General features: G+C 65.8%; 12 protein-coding genes and 1 pseudogene. 7 read left to right on the plus strand and 6 right to left on the minus strand.

What is annotated here, in order from left to right; translation table 11 throughout:
* Positions 1 to 117 precede the first annotated feature (117 nt).
* Positions 118 to 825: a Type 1 glutamine amidotransferase-like domain-containing protein gene (locus tag H7J89_RS04580; RefSeq protein ID WP_264036865.1), complete on the minus strand. Its 708-nt coding sequence runs from the start codon at positions 823 to 825 to the stop codon at positions 118 to 120.
* Positions 818 to 13,963: a BTAD domain-containing putative transcriptional regulator gene (locus tag H7J89_RS04585; RefSeq protein ID WP_264036867.1), complete on the minus strand. Its 13,146-nt coding sequence runs from the start codon at positions 13,961 to 13,963 to the stop codon at positions 818 to 820. Before H7J89_RS04585 ends, H7J89_RS04580 begins: the two co-directional genes overlap by 8 nt.
* A 138-nt stretch (positions 13,964 to 14,101) precedes the next feature.
* Here H7J89_RS04585 and H7J89_RS04590 point away from each other — a divergent pair, with 138 nt between their 5' ends.
* Together H7J89_RS04590 and H7J89_RS04595 are read left to right on the plus strand one after the other, a co-directional pair.
* Complete coding sequence (locus tag H7J89_RS04590) at positions 14,102 to 16,672, plus strand: SpoIIE family protein phosphatase (RefSeq protein WP_264036869.1); 2,571 nt, start codon at positions 14,102 to 14,104, stop codon at positions 16,670 to 16,672.
* Positions 16,672 to 16,995 (plus strand): STAS domain-containing protein, encoded by a 324-nt coding sequence (locus H7J89_RS04595; protein ID WP_264036871.1) that lies wholly within the window; start codon positions 16,672 to 16,674, stop codon positions 16,993 to 16,995. Before H7J89_RS04590 ends, H7J89_RS04595 begins: the two co-directional genes overlap by 1 nt.
* Before the next feature lie 18 nt (positions 16,996 to 17,013).
* Here the strand turns inward: H7J89_RS04595 and H7J89_RS04600 are convergent, their stop codons facing one another.
* A complete protein-coding gene (locus H7J89_RS04600) occupies positions 17,014 to 17,517 on the minus strand; it encodes a DUF2505 domain-containing protein (protein WP_264036873.1) in 504 nt (167 codons plus the stop codon).
* Between the two features lie 74 nt (positions 17,518 to 17,591).
* On the opposite strand from H7J89_RS04600, the gene H7J89_RS04605 reads away from it, so the two are divergent.
* A complete protein-coding gene (locus H7J89_RS04605) occupies positions 17,592 to 17,801 on the plus strand; it encodes a DUF3072 domain-containing protein (protein ID WP_264036875.1) in 210 nt (69 codons plus the stop codon).
* Here the strand turns inward: H7J89_RS04605 and H7J89_RS04610 are convergent, their stop codons facing one another.
* Positions 17,802 to 18,809: a YihY/virulence factor BrkB family protein gene (locus H7J89_RS04610; protein WP_264036877.1), complete on the minus strand. Its 1,008-nt coding sequence runs from the start codon at positions 18,807 to 18,809 to the stop codon at positions 17,802 to 17,804.
* Between the two features lie 126 nt (positions 18,810 to 18,935).
* Here H7J89_RS04610 and H7J89_RS04615 point away from each other — a divergent pair, with 126 nt between their 5' ends.
* The 4 genes and pseudogenes from H7J89_RS04615 (at position 18,936) to H7J89_RS04630 (ending at position 21,388) form a co-directional block, all read left to right on the plus strand.
* On the plus strand, positions 18,936 to 19,367 hold the full coding sequence (locus H7J89_RS04615) for a nitroreductase/quinone reductase family protein (RefSeq protein ID WP_264036879.1): 432 nt from the start codon (positions 18,936 to 18,938) through the stop codon (positions 19,365 to 19,367).
* 59 nt (positions 19,368 to 19,426) lie between these two features.
* Positions 19,427 to 19,717: a hypothetical protein gene (locus tag H7J89_RS04620; RefSeq protein ID WP_264036882.1), complete on the plus strand. Its 291-nt coding sequence runs from the start codon at positions 19,427 to 19,429 to the stop codon at positions 19,715 to 19,717.
* A gap of 176 nt (positions 19,718 to 19,893) precedes the next feature.
* Positions 19,894 to 20,756: pseudogene (locus H7J89_RS04625) on the plus strand (class I SAM-dependent methyltransferase).
* Positions 20,753 to 21,388 carry a class I SAM-dependent methyltransferase gene (locus H7J89_RS04630; protein WP_264036884.1) on the plus strand — a complete coding sequence of 212 codons (636 nt, stop codon included), beginning with the start codon at positions 20,753 to 20,755 and terminating at the stop codon, positions 21,386 to 21,388. Before H7J89_RS04625 ends, H7J89_RS04630 begins: the two are co-directional and overlap by 4 nt.
* 7 nt (positions 21,389 to 21,395) lie before the next feature.
* On the opposite strand, the gene H7J89_RS04635 is transcribed toward H7J89_RS04630, so the two are convergent.
* Together H7J89_RS04635 and H7J89_RS04640 are read right to left on the minus strand one after the other, a co-directional pair.
* A complete protein-coding gene (locus H7J89_RS04635; RefSeq protein WP_264036886.1) occupies positions 21,396 to 21,749 on the minus strand; it encodes a hypothetical protein in 354 nt (117 codons plus the stop codon).
* A gap of 307 nt (positions 21,750 to 22,056) precedes the next feature.
* Positions 22,057 to 22,719 carry a chitin-binding protein gene (locus H7J89_RS04640; RefSeq protein ID WP_264036888.1) on the minus strand — a complete coding sequence of 221 codons (663 nt, stop codon included), beginning with the start codon at positions 22,717 to 22,719 and terminating at the stop codon, positions 22,057 to 22,059.
* Positions 22,720 to 22,993 lie beyond the last annotated feature (274 nt).

A 22,993-nucleotide genomic window follows, 5' to 3' on the forward strand; every position in this document is an offset into this window, starting at 1 on the left:
GTTAACTCTGGACACCGACCGGGTTCGATACTCGGGCCGAAAGTCACTATTACAACGGCCAACCGTCACAACGCGACGGCGATGTTGCCGTCCCGAACTTCTTTGCGGTGCGAGAAATCAGCCGCCAGCTACGGCGCGTAACAGCGAGTGCGTGACCCGACCGCCCTCGAAACGGAACTCATGGGCGGGATGACGGAGGGGCTCGATAGTGCCGTCTGCGTGCACCATGACTCCGGCACCTGAGGGGATTCCGAGGCCGCCCGTCGATCCCGTTAGCTGTTCGACGATCCGCGATAGCCGCGCCCACCCGCCTCGCTCGTCATGCGTGTCAACCACCATGGGTACGAGGTCGAACACATCGAGCAGCCCGGACACCGAAGGCTCCGGCGCCTCGACGATTCCATAACGTCCGAGCTGGACCGCGCCCGCCGAGATGCCCACCAGGATCGCCCCTTGGGCGTGTCTGCGCAGGATCACGTCCTTCATGCCGGCTTTCTCGAACGTGTCCCAGCCGAGTCGCACATCGCCACCCGCGAGGACGATCAACCGGGCACGCTCGAGGAAGGCCCGGTCGTCGGGGCCGAAGGACGAAAGAATCATGCGACGGTCGGTGATTCCAATCGCATCCATTGCCGCCTCGAAGATCCCGTAGAACTCCGGACGATCTCCGTTCGACGCACCGATATAGGCTGCGCTCAGCGGGTTGGCCCGGGCTAAGCCATCGACGGCCGCCTCGAGGAGCAGCCGGTCCCGCTGTTTCCAGAAGAGCAGCTGACTGTCCGCCAGCAGATAAAGCGGTTGTTGTTGCGGCACCGTCTCATTCACCGCAGACGAGTTGATTGAACGTGGCGAGCGCGGCGTCGAGATCCGTTTCGTCGAAAATTTCGCAACGGTCGATCAGGTGACCGTCGACGGTCTGAACTTCGATCCCTCGCCACTCGGCGTCGAAGCCGTCCTGCGAAACGCCATGCGCCACATGCGAGCAGACGGCTCCAAGGTCAGTCAACCGATGCACGGCCTCGATGCGGAAGGTTAGGTCCGTCGTCAGTTGCCACAAGGAGAGGAGGGATGCGTTGAGACCTCCTTCCTCGATGATGCCCGCCCGGCGGTGATCGATGTTCACCCAATCCGGCGCCGTTGGAAAAAGCTCGCGCCGGTTCATCGCGGCATAGGAACCGGCGATGACCGACCACGTCCGCGCGTGGGCGGCCGCCTCACCGGCGACATAGCGAGCATCGAGCTCATCAAAAGCGCTATCGGCGTCGTCGACGTCGAAAAAGACATGAGCCGCAATCCGCCCATCGGCGTCGGTCTCGACGATTCCCAGCATCTCGATGACGAATTCCCCGCGCTCTGAGTCGGCATTGAACGAGCGGATGAGAATCAGGGCGAGGCGCTCCCCACGGGTCGCGATGACGGTCAGCGTTACCCGCGCGAGGCCCTCGGCCAGGGCTCGCATGTTTGCCATCACGGCATCGCGACCGTCCCAGACGCCGACGTTCACCACCCGACGGCGATCCTCGACAAAACTGTCGCCGGCCAGGATTTCGGCGATCGCCGCCCAATCGCCGGCCGCCGAACGCGCAAAGAGTCGGTCTTCCGCTCGGCTCGCTGCGTTCTCCAGCCGCCGCGTGGGACGGCTCAGTTCGTCGAATCGGGCAAGGGCGGCTTCCAGGTCGGCCTCGTCGAATATTTCGCAGCGGTTGATCAGGTCGCCCTTGACGGTTAGCAGCAGGATCATTGGCCACTCGGCGTCCACGCCTTCTGGCGAGGTCCCAGACGCTACATAGCTGGATACCGCCCCCGAACTGCTGAGCCGATGCACCGTTTCAATGCGCATGCTGAGGTTAGGTGTGACTTGCCAGATGTCGCGCATGGCCGCTTGCCCTTCGCGCGCGTCGATCACAGCGAGCCGCCGGTGGTCGATCGTGACCCAGTCCACCGCGGGATGTTCGTGCCGGTTGAAGGCGGCGCACTCCCGCGCGATGACCGACCACACGGGCGCGTGGGCGGCCGCTTCACCGGCGAGGTACCGGGCGTCGAGTTCGTTGAAGGCGGCGTCGGTGTCTTCGGGGTCGAATGAGATCTGCGCCGTGATCCGCCCGTTGGTGTCGATCTCGGCGACGATGACCATCTCGATGCTGAATTCCCCGTGCTCCAAGTCGCGGCTCGGGGAATAGATACGAGTGACAGCGAGGCGCTCGCCGCGGATCGCGATTGTGGTCCACGTGACGGGCGCCGCCTCGGCGAGGGCTTGTAGGTTTGTGATCACCGCCTCCCGACCGTCCCAGAACCCGGCATTCACCGCGTCATGGCGATCGTCGATGAAACCATCATCGGCCAGGGTCTCGGCGATCAGCGCCCAGTTGCGGGCCCGGAACTGCGTGAAGAAGCGGTCGTGTGCCCGGCTGGCCGCGTTTTCCAACTGCGGTGCCGGCTGGCCCAATTCGTTGAAGCGTGCGAGCGCGGCATCGAGCTCCGCCTCGTCGAAAACTTCGTATCGGCTCAGCCGGTCACCTTCGAAGGTGAAGATAGTGATCGTCTGCCACTCGGCATCGAAGCCCTCTTGTGAAGTCCCTTTCACCACTTGAGTGGCGACGGCTCCAAGTTCGGTCAGCCGATGCACATTCTCGACGTAGACGTGCACCTGCGGGAGAAGGTCCCACACGGCGCGAACAGTCGTGGCCAGGTCGGCACCCTCGATTGTCACGCTCCGTCGATGGTCGATGTAGACCACGTCCGGCATCATCGTGGGAAGTTCGTGCCGATTGAACTGGGCGTGGCCCTTCGTGACCAGCGACCACATGCGCCCGTGCGTGGCCGCTTCGCCGGCGATGTACCGTGCTTCGAGTTCGGCAAAGGCGGCGTCGAAGTCGTCGGCGTCGAATATAGAGTTGGCAATCATCCGGTTGTCCTTGTCGATCTCCACGACGCCGATCATGTCCGCGCTGATCTCCCCGGGCTCAAATCCCTGGGCCGAGGACCAAATACGCGCGAGGGCAAGAAGTTGCCCGCGAATCGCGAGGACCGTCGAGACCAGGCCTTCGAATCCGACCTCAGCGACGGCCCGCACGTTTGCCATATTCGTATCGCGCCCGCGTAGTACACCGGAGTTGACAACCCGACGGTTGTCATGCGACACAACGTTCTCGGCGAGTACCTCGGCCATCGTTGCCCAATCTCGCGTCGCGAGGCAGGTCCAAAACCGTTCGCTCACTTGGCTTGCCGCATTGTCTAGGCGGTGCGGCCGGGCATGCAATTCGTCAAAGCGGGCCAGGGCGGCGCCGAGGTCTGCATCGTCAAACACCTCGCAACGCTTGAGCATGTCGCCATCAACGATCAGAAGGAGGACCTCTCGCCACTCGGCATCGAAGCCGTCTGGCGAGGTCCCGCTCGCAGCGTGGCTGACGACGGCGCCCCACCGATTCAACCGGTGCACCGCGGCGATTCGGATGGTCAGATTCGACGCCTGATCCAAAGCGCTACGGAGGAATTCGACCAGTTCGCCGGGTGCCCACGCCGCCCCTCGCCGATGGTCGATATCCGCGAAGTCAGTTGTCATCAGAGGGAGTTGGCGCCGGTTGATCGCGGCGTAAGCTCCTGCTATCGCAGACCATGTGCGCGCGTGGGCGGCCGCTTCGCCGGCCAGGTATCGTCCGTCGAGTTCCTCGAAGGCGGCGTCGATGTCGTCAGGGTCGAACACAACGGTCGCCGCGAATCGGTTGTCGGCGTTGACCTCGATGACGGCGAGCGCCGCAGCTTGGAACGCCTCGGGCAGCGAATCTTGGGTTGCGAAGGTGAAACGAGAAAGCATGAGGCGCTGTCCGCGGGTCGCAACAACGGTCGCGCGCACATCAGTCTTCCAGACCTCGCCGGTGGCACGCCAATTCGCCATCTCGGCTTCTCGACCGCGTCGAATCCCGGCGTTGATGACGGACCGGCGGTCGTCTGAGCAGAAATCGCCGGCGAGGTGTTCTGCCATAGCGTCCCAGTCGCGGCGCGCAAAGTGAGCGAGGAACTGCTCGAGCACGCGGCTTGCCGCATTGGCTAGCTGGGGCGCCGGACGGCTGAGCTGATCGAATCGGGTGAGCGCAGCGTCGAGGTCTGCCTCGTCGAATAACTCGCAACGGCTGATTCGGTCGCCTTCAACGATGAGGACTTGAATCATGCGCCATTCGACGTCCAAGCCGTCAGCCGAGAACCCATGGGAATCGTGCGTGATGACAGCCCCGAAATCATTGAGCCGGTGCACCGTTTCGATGCTGATCTCAAACTCCGGTGTCAGATCGAAGAAGGTACGAAGAGCGGGCGCCAGGTCGCTGGAGCCGAATGGTGTGCCCCGCCGATGGTCGACGAGAGCCCAGTCCACCGCGGGAAGTTCGTGCCGGTTGAACAAGGCGTAGATGCCTGAGATGACCGACCACGTGTGCGCGTACGCGGCCGCTTCGCCGGCGAGATACCGGGCTTCGAGCTCTTGGAAGGCGGCGTCGAAGTCGTCGGGACCGAAAACAACGCCAGCAGTGAGTTGCTCGTCGGCATCGATTTCGTTGACAATGAGTACTTCCGTGACGAACGCCTCGCGCTCCTGATCGCGGCTTGAGAGACCGAGGCGCATGAGGGCGAGGCGTTCACCGCGGATGGCCATGACGGTCGACGTCCGGCTGGTGAGCCAAAGCTCGGAGCGCGCCCGCATGTCTGCGAGGTGGGCGTCTCGACCATGTCGGACTCCGGAGCCGACCACCCGTCGGCGGTCGTCACTGGAATAGTTGTCGGCTACCACCTCGGCCAAGGCCCGCCAGTCGTCTGCCGCGTAGCACGCCGAGAAGCGGTCGGCTACTCTGCTTGCCGCGTTTTCCAGCTGGGGTACTGGCTGGCTGAGTTCCTCGAATCTCGCTACCGCGGCATCAATGTCTGCTTCATCGAAGACTTCGGAGCGGCTGACGAGATCGCCGTCGACCGTCACCAGGCTGATCCCTCGCCATTCGGCTTCGAAACCCTCGCGCGAAGTCCCCTGCGCGACGTGCGTGTAGACGGCTCCCATGTCGGTCAGCCGATGCACCGCCTCAGGGTAGGTTCGAATTCTCTGGTCGAGTTCCCACCCGGCACGGACGTAGTCAATCAGCTCACCCGGGGCGTGAGCCGTCCCTCGGCGGTGGTCGACGTTTGCGAAAGTCGGTGTAGTCGGCGGTAGCTCATGCCGGTTCAGTGCGGCATAGCCATCCACGATGACTGACCAAGCCCGCGAGTGCGTCGCCGCTTCGCCTTTGAGATAACGGGAATCAAGTTCTTCGAACGCGACGCCGGCGTCGTCGAGGTCGAAGAACACAACCGCGACAATCCGTTCGTCGGCGTTGATTTCGAGCACGCCGAACACGTCTGTGAGAAAGGCATCGGGCCCTTGATCGCGGTCAGCGAAGCGCAGGCGCATGAGGGCAATGCGCTTGCCGCGAGTCGCCACGACCGTTGTATCCACGGTTGCGGTCCACAGATCGGCGACGGTCCGCATGTCGGCGTTCTGGGCGTCTCGACCATGTCGTGGGCCGGCGCCCACTACGCGGCGGCGATCGTCATTCACGAAGTTGGCATCCAGCATCTCTGCCATGGCGTCCCAGTCGCTGGCGGCAAAACGCGCTAGATACCGCCTACCCACTTGGCTTGCCGCGTTCTCCAGCCGCGGTGCCGGGGGGACGAGTTGGTCGAACGCTGTGATCGCCGAATCCAGGTCTGCCTCATCGAAGACCTCGCAGCGGTTGAACATGTCGCCCTCGACCGTCAAGAGGTCGATTCCCCGCCACTCGGCGTCGAATCCCTCGCGCGAAACACCGCCTCCTACATGGGTGCAGACCGCACCGAGGTCGGTCAGCCGATGCACGACCTCGACGTAGGTCCGGATGTGTTGGTCGAGGTCCCACCCGGCGCGGAAGTATTCAATCAAGTCACCGGGGGCGAAGGTCGCACCCCGGCGGTGGTCGATACTCACGCAATTTGGTGCCATCGGCGGGATCTCGCGCCGGTTGAGCGCTGCATGGCCCGTTGCGATGACGGACCACGTGCGCGCATGGGCGGCTGCTTCACCTGCGAGGTACCGCGCATCGAGTTCGGCGATGGCGGATTCGAAGTCGTTGTCATTGAACACGATGCGCGCCACGAACCGCCCGTCCGGCCCGAGTTCGAGGACATCGAGATCGACTGACTGGAATCCACCGGCACCCTGATCTCGGCCAAAAGTGCGAATACAACTGAGTACCAGATGCTCGCCACGGGTTGCGATGACCTCCGTCGTGAGTTCGATGCCGACCTCGGCCAGCGCCGATATCTCGGCGATCAGGGCATCTGGCCCGCGCCGGACACCGGAGTTAATCGGGTGGCGACGGTCGTCGCTCAAAACGGTGTCAGCCAATAGTTCCCTTATCGCGGACCAATCGCGCGCCGCGTAGCACACCTTGAATCGCTCGTATAGCCGGCTTGCGGCATTATCCCGCCGCCGCGCCTGGCCGCGCAGCTCCTCAAAGCGGGTGAGCGCCGTGTCCAAGTCAGCCTCGTCGAACAGCTCACCACGGTTGACCAGGTCTCCTTCGAGAGTAACGAGAATGACTTCCCGCCATTCTGCGTCGAAGCCCTCACGCGATGTCCCATGAACCACGTGGGTGACGATGGCACCAAGGTTGCTCAGCCGATGCACGGCCTCGACGTAGCCCTTCACGTTGGGCGCGAGGGCCCACGTTGCGTACATGTATGCGGTCAGGTCCCCGTCCGCGAAGGCTCTCGCGCGTCTGTGATCGACATTCACGCACTCCGGTGCCAATTGGAGTTCTTGCCTGTTTGTTGCCGCGTAAGTTCGTGTCACAACCGACCATGACTGTGAATAAGCGGCCGCTTCGCCGGCTAGGTATCGAGCATCGAGTTCGGCCATTGCGGTGTCAAAGTCGTCGAGGTCGAGTGCGACATGGGCTGCCAAGCGCTCCTGAGCGTCACTCTCGAGAACGCTGAGGAATTCGATGCGGAATGGCCCAGATTGCTTGTTACGCCCGATGATCGACGAACGACAGAGCGCCAGGCGCTCGCCGCGGGTGGCGATGACGGTTGACTCGATCGTTTCGGCGCCGATCTCCGCCGTGGCTTTGCTGTTCGCAACTTCGACATCCCGGCCACGTCGGATCCCGGCGTTCACCATGCGTCGACGATCGTCGTCGACCATGTTTTGCGCCATGGCGTTTGCCATCGCGTTCCAGTCCCGGGCCGCGAAGTACGCGGCCACGCGGTCGTACGCCCGGCTCGCCCCGTTTTCCAGCCGCCGCGCCTGGCCGCGCAGCTCCTCAAAGCGGGCGAGCGCCGTGTCCAAGTCAGCCTCGTCGAAAACTTCTAAGCGGTCGATCAACTCACCTTTGATCGTGAGGATGCAGTTATTGCGCCACTCGACTTCGAAGCCTTCTCGCGAGGTTTCGTTCGTCACAGAGGTGACCACACCCCCGCGGTCATCAAGGTTGTGCACCGCCGCGATGTAGTTGTTTAGGTCAGGGGTGGTGAGCCAGTTAGTGAGTAATGCAGACACATGGCCCGGCGCAAATGAAATGCCGCGCCGGTGGTCGATATTGACCCAATCTGGTGTCGTCGCTGGATGCTCGCGCCGATTGAGCGCTGCGTAGGCTCCGGTCATTACTGTCAACGTGGGCGCGTAAGGCGCCGCTTCGCCGGCGAGGTAGCGTGCGTCGAGCTCCGCCATCGCGGCGTCAAAGTCGTCGAGGTCGAACACGACCCGTGCCGACACCTTACCGTCGGCGTTGAGTTCGAAAACGTCGAAAACATCGGTGTGGAACGCCTCGGGCCCCGTGTCGCGACCCCAGGTTTGACTACGGCAGAGCGCCAAGCGTTCGCCTCTGGTGGCGACGACATCAGACGTCATGCTCTTGACGCCGATCTGGACCGTTGCCGACATCTCTTCTAGAGTGGCCTGACGGCCTTCTCGCATACCGGAATTCACCGTCCGACGACGATCGTCGTTGGAGATGTCGTCGGCCAGGACGCCGGATATGCCATCCCAGTCGCGTGCCGCAAAGTACGTTTCCAGGAGCTTGTGGGTTCGGCTTGCCGCGTTTTCCAGACGGACTGTCGGTTGGCTCAGCTGGTGGAAACGCGCGACCGCGCGATCCAGGTCTTCCTCGTCGAATAACTCGCAGCGGCTGATCACGTCACCTTCGACAGTCAGAAGGAAGAGTTCCCGCCACTCGGCTTCGAATCCTTGTTGCGACGTTCCACGCGTTACATGGGTGACGATCGCTCCGAGGTCGGTCACTCGATGCACAGTCTCGATGTGGGTCGCGCCGTCTTCTGCGAGATTCCAAGCGGCACGGACATAGGCGATCAGGTCGCCGGGTGCGAATGCTGCCCCTCGCCGATGGTCGATGCTCACGAAGCCCCTCGTGATCGCCGGCATCTCGTATCTGTTGAGCGCGGCGTAGGCCCGAGTGACCACCGTCCAGGTGTGCGCGTGGGCGGCGCCTTCGCCGGCGAGGTAACGCCTGTCGAGTTCTTCAAAGGCAGCGTCCAGGTCGTCGAGATCAAACGAGACGGCGGCGACGATGCGTTCGTCGGCGTTGATCTCGCTGATGCCAAGCATCTCTCCGACAAATGCCTCGGGCCCTCTATCGCGGAACGAGAAGCCGACTTGCATAAGGACGAGGCGCTCCCCGCGGGTCGCTATGACTGTCGACGTCACATTGACGATCCCCAGGTGGGAGATAGCCTGCAAGTCTGTGATCTCGGCGTCTCGACCGTGTCGCGTTCCCGCGCCCACCACACGCCGACGATCGTTTTGGGAGAAGTCTTCGGCCAACGTCTCCGCTACTGCATTCCAGTCGTCCGCCGCGAAGTTGGCCAGGAAGCGCTCGGTCACTTGACTGGCCGCATTTTCGAGACGCGATGCCGGGCGGCTCAACTGGTCGAGTTTGGCTATCGCGGTTTGCAAGTCCGCCTCATTGAATAACTCGCAGCGGTTGACCAAGCTCCCTTCGACCGTGACCAGGGCGACTTCGTGCCACTCACCGCCGAAGCCTTCGTGCGAATTTCCGTACGCCACGTAGGAGACGACCGCACCTAGGTCATTCAATCGATGTACGCCAGTGACGTACGTGGCGATGTTTTGGCCGATCTCCCACCCGGCGCGAATGTAAGCGGCCAGCTCGCCGGGCGCGAACGCTGCCACGTGGCGATGGTCTATCGTCGCGCAGTCGGGGGCCAGAGCGGGGAACTCGTGTCGGCCCATCGAGGCGAAGGCTTCCGCGACGACCTGCAATGTGGCGGCATACGGCGCGCCTTCGCCCGCGAGGTAACGGGCATCGAGCTGGCCGAAGGCGGCGCCGATGTCTTCGACGTCGTACGTGAAGACGTCGGCGATCCGGCCGTTGCCGTCGATCTCGACGACGTTGAGCGCGTCGTTTTGAATCGCCTCGGGGTCCCGGCCGGCGGCACGAACACGTGCCAGGACGAGACGCTCCCCGCGGATCGCCACGGCGCTGACCATCGAGATCGTGAAGCCGACGTCGGCCGCCGCCTGCAAGTCTCTGACCACATCGTCGCGACTACGTTGTGTCTCGGCACTCACGACCCGCCGGTGATCGATGCCGACATAGTCATCGGCCACGGTATCGGCCAATGCGTCCCAGTCGCGCGCCGCGAAGTGTGACCACTCCTCCTCGAATACGCGCGCCGCCGTGTTTTCCAATCGCCGCTGAATCGGGTGTTCCGCCTCGAATCGGACGTCGAGCTCGGCCATAGCGGCGTCGATGTCGTCGATGTCGAACCACATCTGCAGCGCGATTCGGCCGTCCTCATCAATGCCGTAGATACAGAAGAATTCGTCCTTCGGCGCCCCGGGGCTCGCGTCCGCAGTGCCCACCGCTAATCGAGCGAGTGCCAGCCGCTCGCCCCGCACGGCGGTAACGACTGAAGTGATACGCACGCCGCCCGCCTCAAGAACCCGCCTATTCTCACCTGCCCAGTCGGCCGATGGCAGGTCAGCCTGGGTGAAGCCGACGATCTTCCGGCGGCTCTCGACGAGGACTCCGGGCGCAAAGAGCTGCTCGAACTCATCCCATTCCCCGCTATTCATAGCGGCCACCACGCGTTGCCCCGCTCGTACGCAAGCATTTTCGGGTTCAAGAACCGGCGCTTCGGGCGGAGCGGAAGCGGGCGGTCGTTCCGCACCGAGAACGCCGCGCGCCTTTTCGGCGAGCGCGACAGCGCCTTTCCGCTCGTACAACTCGAAAGCTCGTTCTCCGGCGACCCGCGCGTCCGCGACGTCGCCGGCTGCACCCAAAACCGTCGCCAGGGTCAGGCACGCATCGCCGTGATCCACCAGCGCGTCGGTGCGCTCAGCGAGCCCGACGGCTTCCTCGGCGACCCGCCGAGCCTCGTCGTGATCACCGCGCCGCGACAACAGCCGCGCCCGAAGCGTGCGCCAGGCGATCGACGCCTTCAGCGCGTGACCGGCGAGCCGCTCACTCTCGGCACACAATTCATCCGCCTCGGCGTCCCGGTCGAGCGCGAGGCAGGCGCGGCCCAGCAACGCCGCGGTTTCGGCGGTATCGGCGTCGAGGCCCATACGGCGAAAGCCGTTGTAGGCCTTACGCAAGTGCGGCTCGGCCGCCGCGGGTTCGTCGACCACCAGCTCGACGATCCCGGCGAATTGCTCGACCTCCATAAGCGAATGGCGCAGGCCGAGCTCGATGGCCGTGCGCCGGGCCGCGTCGATCATCCGTCGCGCCGCCGCCGCCCGACCGCGGAAAGCCTCCAACACCGCTTGGCACCGCGTCGATGTCGCTTCGACCGCCGGTGAGTCCGTAGTGATTCGGAGCAGCCGCACCACGTCCAGGCATCGCCCGCCCGCGCGCGGAACGGGGTTCGGGCCCCACAGCGCCGCAAGCGGTGCGTTCGCCAGAACCGCGTTCACCCGGCGGTGTTCACGCGCGCGCCGCGCCGCGGAAAGAGCGTCGTCCAGAGCGATTTCGCCGGCGCCGATTCTTCCCAGCCGTGCGAGGCAGCCGGCACGAACGGTGTGTGCCATGGCTTCTCCGGCGGGGTCGCCGAGTTGGGCCAGCTCTTCGGCGGCCGCGCCGACCGCGGTCGCGACGTCGTCCAGTCGCTCCGGGTGGGTCAGCATCGAGAGTTGGCCGTCGAAGCAGGTGGCCCACGCGGCTAGTTGCGCCGAATCGGCGGTGGCGCTCTGCAATTGGGCCACCGCGCTCGCCGCCGAGGCCACGTCTCCCGCGGCCAGCAGGGCCTCGCAACGCGCCATCAACAACGCAGCCGTCTGGTCGTCGCGATCGGGCAACTCCTCGTCGATCTCCTCGAGTGCGTGCAGGGCCCGGTCGTACAGGTCGGCCGCGCCTTCGTAGGCGAGCCGTGCCATCGCCTGATCCGCGGCGCGCCGGCAGTATTCGACCGCCTTCGCCGCGTTCCCCGCCCACGCGCATTCGAAGTAGTGGTACGCCAGTTCGGCGAGCAGTTCGTCGTCGGCGCCGGGCTCGCTTTCCAACGTTGTGGCGATGCGCTGATGCAGCCGCATGCGCCGCACCGACGGCAACTCGGCCAGCAGCGACTGCCGGACGATCGCATGGTTGAACCGGTAGCGACCGCCGGGCTCTTCGATGACGATGCCGGCCTTGCACGCCCCGTCGAACGCGTCGACCAGGTCGTCCTCGACCACGCGTTCCACCAGATCCACGGCGAACCTGCTGCCGACGACGGCGGCTGCGGCAAGCGCCTTGTTCGCCTCCGCTGGAAGCCGCGAAAGTCGGCGACTCACCGCCTCGCGCACCCCTTGTGGCAGCGTGCTCTGGTCCCAGCGTCCACCGCTTTCATCCACGTGCCGCAGGGCCTCGATGAGGAAGAACGGATTGCCACCCGTGACCGACGCCAATGCCCGGGCGAGCTCTTCGTCGTTGTATCCCGCCTCGGCGACGTAGGCGGTCACGTCGTCCTCGTCGAGGCCGCTCAAGCTGAGCCGATTGGCCGTGCCGTCGCGGTGGAGGTCGGCGAGCATCGCCGCCAAGGGGTGGGAGCGGTCGAGGTCCGTGCTGCGATAGGTGCCGATGATCTGCATGCGGGCGTGTTCGCCGAAACGCAGGAGATGCCGCAACAACAGCAGCGTGGGCTTGGCCGCCCAGTGCAGGTCGTCGAGGATCAGGACGACCGGCGCGCTCGCCGAGGCCATGGCCAACAGCGCGACGACGGCGTCGAAAAGTGCGTAGCGTTCGGTGTCCGGGTCGGCACGGGTCGGCGCAGCCAGGTCGGGAAGCAGGTCGGCCAGTCCGGGCACGAGTGTGAGGAGCGCCTCCACGCCGCGCAGCCCACGGAGCCCACCCGCACCCAGGCACGGCACCAGCGAACGCAGGGCTTCCGCGAACGGCTGGTATGGCGCGCCGAGGTCCTCGTCGCATCGGCCGTAGATGACCAGAGCGCCTTGGTCATAAGCCTGTCGCGACCATTCGCCGGCGAGACGCGTCTTACCGACGCCTGGTTCGCCCGCGATCAGCATCGCGTTGGTGCCGCCGGCGAGTGCGGTCTGCCACGCCGACGACAGTCGCTCGAGCTCGTGGCCGCGCCCTACGAACGGCCCTGGGCCGGCAAGCACGGGGGGCAAGCTCGGGCGTTCCAGAGGCACGTCGGTCGAATCCGCGGAATGGTCGAGCAGGGTGGTCTGCAGTTGGAGTTCGAAAACGTGTTCCGGGCGCGCAAGATTGCGCAGCTGGCGCGTGCCCAGGTCGGCGAGCACGACGTCATCGGGCAGAGAGTCGATGACGAGTTCCGCCGTCGCACCCGAGCACAGGATCTGGCCACCGATAGCCAGCGACCGGAGGCGGGCGGCGCGGTTGACCGCGCGGCCGAAGTAGTCGCCGTCGCGAAGCTCGACCTCCCCGGTGTGCAAAGCCACGCGAATACGCATGGGCTCCCGCAGCGCCCAAGGCTCTTGGACGATCGCATCTTGAAGCTCGATAGCCGCGGCGGCGGCCGCCGACGGCCGATCGAAAACCGAGAATGTGGCGTCGCCCTCGCCGCGCGTCTTGATCAGCCGACCGCCGCGGGACGTCACGACCTGTTCGACGAGCTCGTCGTGTCGCGCCAGCGCCACCGCCATGGCCCCGGCGTCTGCCTCCCATGCGACCGTCGACCCTTCGATGTCGGTCAACAGAAACGTCACGGCGCGAGTCACGGACGGGAGCTGCTGTGCGGCAGGCGTTTCCAGCGCAGAGTCCTGCGCGACGATCGCGGCCTCCAGCCGGCGAAGGTCCGGTCCCGGGTCAACTCCCAATTCATCGGCGAGCAGCGCACGCGCACGCTGGTACGCGCCAAGCGCCTCGCCCTGCCTGCCGGCGCGATACAGCGCGAGCATCAGCTGGCCCCAGCGCCGCTCGCGCAGCGGCGCATCGGCCACTGCGGCCTCGAGCTCGCCGATGATCTCCGCGGCCCGGCCCGTCGCGAGCAGCGCATCGGCCCGATCCTCCACCAGCGCGGCGTGGCCCTCGATCCATCGCGTTTTTTCGGAGGTTCCCCGCCTACCGTCGGGCAGCTCGGGGATTCCGCGCCAGAGGGCGAGCGCCTCCTCGAAGCGCGCCACCGCCTGGCTGGTGTCGCCGGCCGCCGCGGCGTCGCGTCCCAGTCGGGCGGCCGATTTGTAGCGCGCCGCGTCAACCTGGGTCTCGGCCAAAGTCCAGCCGGCGCCCGTCGTCAGAACGAAGCCGTCACCCAGAGTGCGGCGTAACGAGGAGATGTGGGTTTGCAGGGCCTTGGCCGCGGTGCGTGGCGGATCCTCGCCCCAGAGCAGCTCGACGAGCGTGTCGGCCGCCACGACCGAGCCGCCGTGCAGCCCGAGCATGGAAAGGATCGCGCGCGGTTTGGCGCCCGGGATAGCGACGGGCGCCCCGTCTAGCCGGACCTGGAGAGGTCCCAAAACCCCCAGTTCCACCGATGGAAGCGTACTCACATCAGCCATCGTCGGTGGGGGGATTCAATGCATGGTCAAGATCGAGTAAAGCCGTCGCGTACCTGCGCGAAGACACCGCCACTGGAATGCTCACGACCGTGAGCAGTTAGGTTTGTATCCATGGGCAACGAAGGGGGTGGATCGGCGTTCACCTGGCAGGGCCGGCGTGAGCTGGTCAGCCAGATTCATGAGCAGCTCGACGAGCTGGTCGAGGCCCGCGACCAGATGGAACAACTGGTGCGGGTCATCAGCGAAATCGGTTCTGACCTGGACCTGGACGTGACGTTGCGCCGGATCGTGACGGGGGCGATGGAGCTGACCGGCTCCCGCTACGCTGCCCTGGGTATCCGCGGTGCCGACGGCGCCCTGGCCACTTTCGTCCGCGCGGGAATCGATGACGACACGGCCCGGCGGCTCGGCGATCTGCCGGTCGGTGAGGGCCTCCGCCTCGAAGATGTGAGCGCTCATCCGCAGGCCGCCAAGCTGCAGGCCCAAGATCCGCCCTTGCGGGCCCTCCTCGGATTACCGATCACCGTGCGGGGCGCGGACTTTGGGAGCCTCTACCTCGCCGACGACCGGACCGGCCGAGTTTTCTCCGACTCCCAGGCGGCCGCGGTGCGGGCCTTGGCGACGGCCGCGGCGGCCGCCATCGACAACGCGCGCCTGTTCGAGCGAGAACGGGAGACGGCGAGATGGACTAAGGCCAGCCGCGAGATCACCACCGCGCTGCTGTCGGGTGACCCCCAAACCGGGCCGTTGCAGCTCATCGTCAACCGGGCGCTGGAGTTGGCCGGCGCCGAACAGGCGATTTTGCTGGTTCCGAAGGAGCCCGATCTGCCTGCCGACGAGGTTGACACCCTGGTGGTGGCCGCGACGGCGGGGCGGTACTCCTCGGAGGTGATCGGTCGCCAGGTGCCGATGGACGGCTCGACCACGGGCGGTGTCGCGCGACGCGGTCAACCGCTGATCACCGAATCGTTTCAATATCCGATCGAGGGGTTCACCGACGTCGGTGAACGCTCGGCGATCGTCATGCCGCTGATCGCGGACGGCGCGGTGCTCGGCGTCATCGCGGTCGCCCGCGACCCTCAGCAGTCGCCATTCGGCGACAACTATCTCGAGCTGGTCAGCGACTTCGCCCGGCACGCGGCTATCGCCCTGGCGTTGGCGGCGGGTCGTGAACACGCGCTCAACCAGGAACTCGCCCAGGCCGACACCGTCGATGCCGCGGTGAACGCCGCCGCCGAGGAATTGCGCCGACTGTGGCGGGCCCGCCGCGTCCTGGCCGTCACCTTTCCGACCCACAGTTCCGCCACGGGAACCGCCTTTGGCGCGCCGCAGGTCGTGTCGGTCGGCGAGCCCGCGCAGTGGGGCGACCTGCCGTCCCCCACCCAAAAGATGCTCAGCGCGTTGCGCGATGGTGACTTGCTCACCACCAGCACAGGGGAAGCCGGAACGGCGGGCATCGCGTTGCAGCACCCCGAGGGCGTGCTCGTCGTCTGGATCGATCTGGCCGAGCGACGCGCGTTCACCCTCGAGGACCAGACCTTGCTCACGGTGTTGGCAGGCCGGCTCGGGCAGGGCCTGCAGCGGGTCCATCAGGTCGATCAGCAGCGCGAGACCGCCCTGGCGCTACAACATGCGATCCTCGGCCCGGCCGATCTGCCGCACGGTTTCACGGTCCGCTATCAGGCCGCCAGCCGGCCCCTGCAGGTGGGCGGTGATTGGTACGACATCGTCGACCTGGAGGACGGGCGCATCGCGATGGTCGTCGGCGACTGTGTGGGGCATGGCCTCGCCGCCGCCACCGTCATGGGTCAGGTACGCAGCGCCTGCCGCGCTTTGCTGTTCGAGAACCCGAGCCCCGGCGCCGCTCTTGCCGGGATGGATCGCTTCGCCGCGCGGCTGCCCGGTGCCCAGTGCACCACCGCCGTCTGCGCGGTGCTCAACCCCGAGACCGGTGAGCTGGTTTATTCGAGCGCCGGGCACCCGCCGCCCATCCTGGTCCATGCGGACGGCACCACGCAGATCCTCGACGACGGCCACACCATCGCGCTGGGCGTACGAGCCGGCTGGTCCCGCCCGGAGGCCCGGGTGACCTTGCCGGCGCGCGCGACCCTGTTGTTCTACACGGACGGGCTGGTCGAACGCCGCCGCACCGCACTCGGACAGGGGATCTCCCGCGCAGCGGGGCTGGTGCAGGACGGCCGCGCGTCCACGCTCGACGACCTGGCGAACGACATCATGTCCGGCCTGGCCCCCGATGGCGGCTACCAGGATGATGTCGTCCTAATGCTCTATCGCCATCCCGCGCCGTTGGAGCTGACGTTCCCCGCCGACGTCAGCCACCTCGCCCCGGCGCGAACCGCGTTGCGCACCTGGTTGACGCGGACCCGGTTGGACCCGGAGCAGGCGATGAACGTGCTCGTCGCTGCCGGGGAGGCTGTCGCCAATGCCATCGAGCATGGTCACCGCGACAAGCCGGAAGGCACGATCAGCCTGGGCGCAACCGCACTGGTCGACCAGGTGCAGCTGACCATCACCGACACCGGCTCGTGGAAGGTTCCGCAACCGGCCAGCTATCCCCATCGGGGCCGGGGCATCGCTCTCATGCGAGGGCTCATGCACGACGTCACCATCAGCCCCGACGCCGCCGGGACCACGGTTCACCTATCCGCGAGGATCACATGATGCCCACGTTGCTCACCCTCGACACCGAGCGCCGCGACGACGGGAGACTGATGCTGGTCGCCGCGGGGGAGATCGATTTGAGCAACATCGACGTCTTCGTCCAGGCCCTTACCAGCGCGAGCGGGGAGTCCCCCGGCGGCGGCCCGCTCACTGTCGATCTCAGTGGCGTCGAATACCTCGACAGCGCCGCCATCAACGCGCTGTTCACCCACGCCAACCACATCCACTTGATCGCCCATCCGATCTTGATGCCGATCCTCACCATCAGCGGCCTCACCGAACTGGTTGCCGTCGAGCCCGCGTCGCCGACATCGGAAAACTGACGAACTTCCGGCGCTGCGTCAGGGGTTTTCGGCGATCCAAGTGCTGGTGAAGTGCTGTAACGCGGGGATGCTCTTGGTCAGGTCGGCTTCCATCGATTTCTCGAATCTGCGGCCCACCAACGGAATTTTGACCGCCACCTCCAAGGCGAAGCGCAGCCGCGCGCCGTTGCCCGCGGGCGCCATCCACGCTTCCGCACGGCCCGATCCGATGCCGCCGGAGCTGACGACGCTGATTTGCCCGCGGACCTCGCCGTCGCCGGCCGGTCGCCATGTCTCACTGTGGACGATCTTCAGCTCGCCGGGGACGGCTTTGGCGATGAGCGTGGGCATGACCTGGCGGGCCACGTGCTGGGTGGCGCGGACTGTCACGGTGCCGTCGGGCTCAACGACCAGCGAATCGAGCGTCGTGGGAGCGTTGCTGGCCTTCAGCCGGGCCAGCCAGTAGTCCTCGCGGCCGAACGTCGTATGGATCTGTTCGACGCTGGCGGGCGATTCGATCAGGATGTCGAAGGAACGCGACATGGCAACGATTCTTCCAAAGCCCCATGTTTCGAACGTACGTGCGATGGTTATCCCTCGTCGCGGAGGTGAAGAACATGACAGACAGCCGGCAGGCGCCGAGCGAAAATCCCGAGAAGGAGACGTCCGAATGGGTGACCGGCGACGAACCGATGACCGGTCCGCAGCGCAGCTACGCGCACACCTTGGCTCAGGAAGCAGGGCGCGACGTTCCCGAAGATTTGACGAAGGCGCAAGCGTCGGAGCTCATCGACGAACTGCAGCAACAAACCGGACGTGGTAGCTGACTACCCGGTAGGCCGGCTGGGGATGGTCGGCGTCGGGGGAGCGGTCGCGTTGCGGCGGAGGTCGCCGAACCTGACGCTCACGCGTTGAAAGCCCTTGACGCGCTCGGCTTTTGCCTTCTTGGTGTAGGTCTTGCGGTCAGCCGGTGTGAGTTCCGCGTCATCAGTGAAGGGAGTGAGCAGGGCTCGCGGGTAAAGCCCTTCCACCAGAACGACATTGATCTCGGCGCACACGACCAGTGTGGACGAGATCAGGAAAAGAAAGGCCAGCAATCCCAGCACCAATGCGAAGACGCTGTTGGTAGCGCTGGCCGTCTTCACCGTGTGGCGAATGTATCCGGCACCGCCCCACTGCAATATCTGCCAGATCACGGCTGCCGCAAGCGCTCCCGGCAAGACTTGACGATAGGTGAGGTCTCGCGCGGTCGTCACGCGAAATGCCACCAGGCAGATCAACGCGTTGATCACCACGGCGACCAGTGCGACGCCGATCTTTCCGAATACGCCCAGCGCCCCGGTGGCCTGGCCGGCGGCGGACAGGGCGGTCGCGGCGAGCGCCGCCGAGCCGAGGACCAACAACAGCATCAAGCTGCGCAGGCGTGAGCGAATCGGGTCAGGACGCTTGTTCCTCGGGACGGCCCACACCGAGTCCATCGCGTTCTGCACCGCCTGCCCGACGCCCAGACCGCCGTAAAGCGCGCCGAGGACGCCGACGACCACGGCGACGGTTCCTCCGCTGAGCCCGGCGGGCTCATGTAGCTGACTGCCGATGACCGGGAATTGGCTCAAGGTGCTGTGCAGCACTTGTCCCTGCAGGTCGGGGCGTCCGGCCAGGATGACCCCGAGGCCGGTCGTCAACAGCAGCAGCAGCGGGAACAGCGACACGAACCCGTAGTAGGTGATCAGGGCGGACAGGTAGCCGCCTTGATCGTCGAGGTATTTGTAAATGACGCCGATCACCACACCCGCGACGCGGTTTCGGCGTTGCAGCCTGTCCAGCCAGCCGACCATCTCGTGCTCACTTCGTTGCTACGGAAGCGGATACCCCCCCGATGGGATGTCCCACTTGATACCCGGATTCCGCGGCGATCAATCGTGGGTCGCTCGGTGTCCGGATGCCCATGCCAGGATGGGGTGATGGTCGATGATGCGATGGAGTCGGAGCGCGATTTCAACGAGCGCAATATCGAGGAATTCCGCCGCAACGGGGGCAAGGTGGGTGGACAGTTCGAGGGCTTCCCGTTGCTGCTGTTGACGTCGACCGGTGCGCGTAGCGGTGCGCAGCGGGTGAACCCCGTCGCCTATTTCGACGTCGACGGCAAAATCTATGTCGTCGGATCCGCCGCCGGCCGGGACAACAACCCCGCATGGGTGCATAACATCCGCGCCCACCCGCGGGTGACTGTGGAGATCGGCTCGCAGGCCCCCAAGCGCGCGACTGTGCGCGAATTACCCCGCGGCGAGCGCGATTCCGTTTATCGGATCGTCGTCGAACGGGCGCCCGGGTTTGGCGAATATCAGGAGCGCACCGACCGGGTCATCCCGGTCTTCGAATTGGTTACCGAATAACAGCACCGCCGATGGGTTGCGTGCCGCAAAATGAGTGTCGGGCTCGGGAGGAGACCGGTATGACCATCAAGCAGTTGGTACGGGTCTGGGCGTTCGGCGCATTCGCCCTCGCACTGGCGATGTTGGCGGCAGTCACGGCGCCGGCGATCGGGCGGGCCGACCCCAATTGTGCTGCGGGGTTTGTGTGGAGCGTGGATTTGCATCAATGCGTGCCCTGGGTCCCCGCCGTGAACGGGCCGGGCGGTCCCGGTGGTCCTGGCGGCCCGGGTGGTCCCGGCGGACCGGGCGGGCCCGGTGGTCCCGGTGGTCCCGGTGGTCCCGGCGGCCCGGGTGGTCCCGGTCCGGGTTAGGGCTCGGTAGCCGGACGCTGAGCCGTGCGGCAACCTGCCGCAAATGCTCGGGAACTTATCCCCCCTCGCGGTCGTTATACTGGCTAAGTATCGCTTAGACCGAGGGGACCAAACGCATGCCACGCACGGACAACGACACTTGGGATTTGGCCACCAGTGTGGGCGCGACGGCCACGATGGTGGCTGCGGCCCGCGCGATCGCGACCAAGGCCGACAAGCCGCTGATCGAGGACCGGTTCGCCGAACCATTGGTTCGCGCCGTGGGCGTGGACTTCTTCACGCGATGGGTCGACGGCGACCTTGTCGCGGCCGACGTCGACGATCACGAATCCGGTTGGAAACTCGAGCACATGCCCGTGGCGATGGCCGCCCGGACCCGGTTCTTCGACACCTTCTTTCAGGAGGCGGCGCAAGCCGGGATCCGTCAGGCGGTGATCCTGGCGTCCGGTCTCGCCTACCGGCTGGACTGGCCCGTCGACATGACGGTGTTCGAAATCGACCAGCCGGAGGTGATCGAGTTCAAGACCACCACCTTGGCGAAGCTGGGCGCCGCCCCCAGGCGGACCTGCACACGGTCGCCATCGACTTGCGACGTGACTGGCCGAAAGCGTTGGTGGACAACGGTTTTGACAAGGGCCGCCCGACCGCATGGATCGCGGAAGGGCTCTTCGGATACCTGCCGCCAGAGGCTCAGGACCGCTTGCTGGACAACATCTCCGCGCTGAGCGCCGAGGGCAGCAGGCTAGCCGTCGAAGCCATTCCGGACCGGCCGCAGCAGGACGTCGAAAAAGCGCGGGAAATGATGCGCAGGGCCACCGCCAAATGGCGTGACCACGGCTTCGAGCTGGATTGGGAGGAGCTGGGTTTCGAGGGTGAGCGCAACGACGTCGCCGACTACCTGAAGAAATTGGGGTGGCAGACGGTCGGCACCCAGATGAGTGAGCTGCTGGCGGACAGTGGGCTGACGGCGATTCCGCAGACGAACGACTCGGTGTCCGTCGCCGACACCGTCTATTACAGCTCGGTGCTGAGCGAATGACGGCACCGAGCCGGCGCGGACTCAACGATGCGGTCACTCGGCTCTGGAGCTTTCTCGCTCCGGCCTACGATCTGCCGGTCCTGCAGCAGTGGGTTTACCGTCCGCCGCACGACGAGGTGATTGCGCAGCTACGCGCCCACCATGCCCGCAAGATCGCCGATATCGCCTGCGGCACCGGCATTCTCAGCGATCGGATCGCCCGCGAGCTGCAGCCCGACGAGATCTACGGTATCGACATGTCGGATGGCATGCTCGCCCAGGCGCGTGCCAGAACCGACCGGGTGCAGTGGTTGCGCGGCCCGGCTGAGCAGCTGCCCTTCGACGACGGCGCGCTCGACGCCGTGGTGACCACGTCGGCGTTCCACTTCTTCGACCAGCCGGCGGCGTTGCGCGAATTCCACCGCGTGCTGGCGCCCGGCGGGTTGGTGGCCGTCGCGGCCCTGAGCACGCGGCAACCGCGGCTGCAGGCGCCCTCGGCGAATAGGTGGAAGCCACAACACAATGCGTCGCCGGCGGAGATGAAGGCTTTGTTCGAAGGCGCCGGGTTCGTCATCAGCGATCAGCACCGCATCCCGCGTCCGGCCTGGACGCGGATCATCTCCGACCTGATCACCGTCGGCACTAAGAGCTGAGCGATCGTCAGGCGGCTAGCCTGTTCAGAACGCGTGGAGCCGGTCGCGAGAGATGCTCGCAGTCAACGCCGTAGACGACGCGGGAGGGCCGATAGCCGGGGACCGGCCTTGCGACGACGCATTGCCGGGCGAAACGCTCCTGCCCGCGCTCAGCCGTCCGTTCAATGAAGTCGGTCGCGATCCACCCGGCGCCGAATACCGCCGCCGTGACACCGAACTGGAGTGGCGAGCCGGCTGCGAGGGCCGCCAATGCGAGGATGCCCGACACCACGGCGACGACGAGTGTGGCGGCGTAGAGGAGGGTTACGCGCGGATCTTGCGCTTGCCGCCGGACAGCGGGCTTGAAGTCAGGCGTGGTCATCGCGCCTCCTCTTTCAGTCGATCGCTCAGGCCTGGGACGTGCTGAAACACAGCCGTGACCTCAATGTTTCGTTACCGAGACCCGTCAAACGAGGGCCATACGGCATCTGTGGCATGGCGTACGGCCCCCACCAAAAGGCCGAAAGTCCCACCCAAGCGAGGGCGGCGACTGTCGGTTGTTCGTGGTTCGCGGATAAACGGTTGGGCCGCAAAATGATCCGCCGATGTCCTGACCGGGCGGAGCTGTCATGTGACAGCACAACGCCCGCCTCGCCGAATGGCGAAGCGGGCGTTGTGTTCAACGCTGTTTACAGCGGAATCCAGACTCCAAAGAACCAGAAGCCCCACTGATTGAATCCGGGATCCCACACGGGAGTCTCCTGGTAGCCCCAGTAGTTGATCGGGCCATACCCCCACTGCGCGCCGGGCGGGGGGAGCGGCCGATCCCACGCGGGCCGCGGCGGCTCGCCGGGCCCCCAAGGTGCCGGCCCGTCACCCCACGGAGCACCGCGGAAGTAGCCGCGCTGGGCATCTCCGTGCCAGGGCCCGCCCGGATGATCGGGTCCACCGGGGCCACCAGGGCCACCAGGGCCACCAGGTCCACCAGGTCCACCCGGACCGCCCGGACCGCCCGGATGATCGGGCCCGCCGGGTCCACCCGGAGGTCCGCCCGGGTGACCGGGTCCGCCTGGTCCACCCGGCCCACCGGGAGGTCCGCCCGGGCCGCCGGGACCACCGGGAGGTCCGCCCGGGCCGCCGGGACCACCGGGTCCGCCCGGGCCGCCGGGCCCGCCAGGGTCACCGGGTGCGTTCGGCGGATGGATACCGCCCGGAGCTGGCCCACCATGGTTGCCGGCCGGACCCGGCGGTGCTCCCGGCGCGGCGTTCGCGACACCGGCACCCATACCGAATGCGGCGGCGCTCAGGGCACCGGCGACGGTTATCCCCCCCAAGTATTGCTTAAATTTCATAGTCCTTCACCTGTCTAACTACTAGTGAATTCCTCGGAATCCCCCCTTACACAAACCGACCATAGATAGCCTCCCTATGCATCGGCTGTGCGTGGCCCAAGCAGAACTTCTGGGGCGTGCCGACCTGCGTGTTGACATAGCGGAAGATGGACGGCCCGCGCGGGGAACCGCGAAACATAAACCACTGCGACCCGCGACGGCGTGTCGCCGCAGACGTCTATGTGTCGCGGATCGACGCCGGCCTGGCACGGCCGCCTTCAGGAGACCCGACGAG

This window comes from Mycobacterium paraffinicum (assembly GCF_025822865.1).
GTDB lineage: Bacteria > Actinomycetota > Actinomycetes > Mycobacteriales > Mycobacteriaceae > Mycobacterium > Mycobacterium paraffinicum.

Coding starts and splice junctions, on each gene's coding strand:
- H7J89_RS04615 (WP_264036879.1), top strand. CDS start 18,936: ATGGTCGATGATGCGATGGAGTCGGAGCGCGATTTCAACGAGCGCAAT.
- H7J89_RS04630 (WP_264036884.1), top strand. CDS start 20,753: ATGACGGCACCGAGCCGGCGCGGACTCAACGATGCGGTCACTCGGCTC.
- H7J89_RS04610 (WP_264036877.1), bottom strand. CDS start 18,809: ATGGTCGGCTGGCTGGACAGGCTGCAACGCCGAAACCGCGTCGCGGGT.
- H7J89_RS04600 (WP_264036873.1), bottom strand. CDS start 17,517: ATGTCGCGTTCCTTCGACATCCTGATCGAATCGCCCGCCAGCGTCGAA.
- H7J89_RS04595 (WP_264036871.1), top strand. CDS start 16,672: ATGCCCACGTTGCTCACCCTCGACACCGAGCGCCGCGACGACGGGAGA.
- H7J89_RS04640 (WP_264036888.1), bottom strand. CDS start 22,719: ATGAAATTTAAGCAATACTTGGGGGGGATAACCGTCGCCGGTGCCCTG.
- H7J89_RS04620 (WP_264036882.1), top strand. CDS start 19,427: ATGACCATCAAGCAGTTGGTACGGGTCTGGGCGTTCGGCGCATTCGCC.
- H7J89_RS04605 (WP_264036875.1), top strand. CDS start 17,592: ATGACAGACAGCCGGCAGGCGCCGAGCGAAAATCCCGAGAAGGAGACG.
- H7J89_RS04635 (WP_264036886.1), bottom strand. CDS start 21,749: ATGACCACGCCTGACTTCAAGCCCGCTGTCCGGCGGCAAGCGCAAGAT.
- H7J89_RS04590 (WP_264036869.1), top strand. CDS start 14,102: ATGGGCAACGAAGGGGGTGGATCGGCGTTCACCTGGCAGGGCCGGCGT.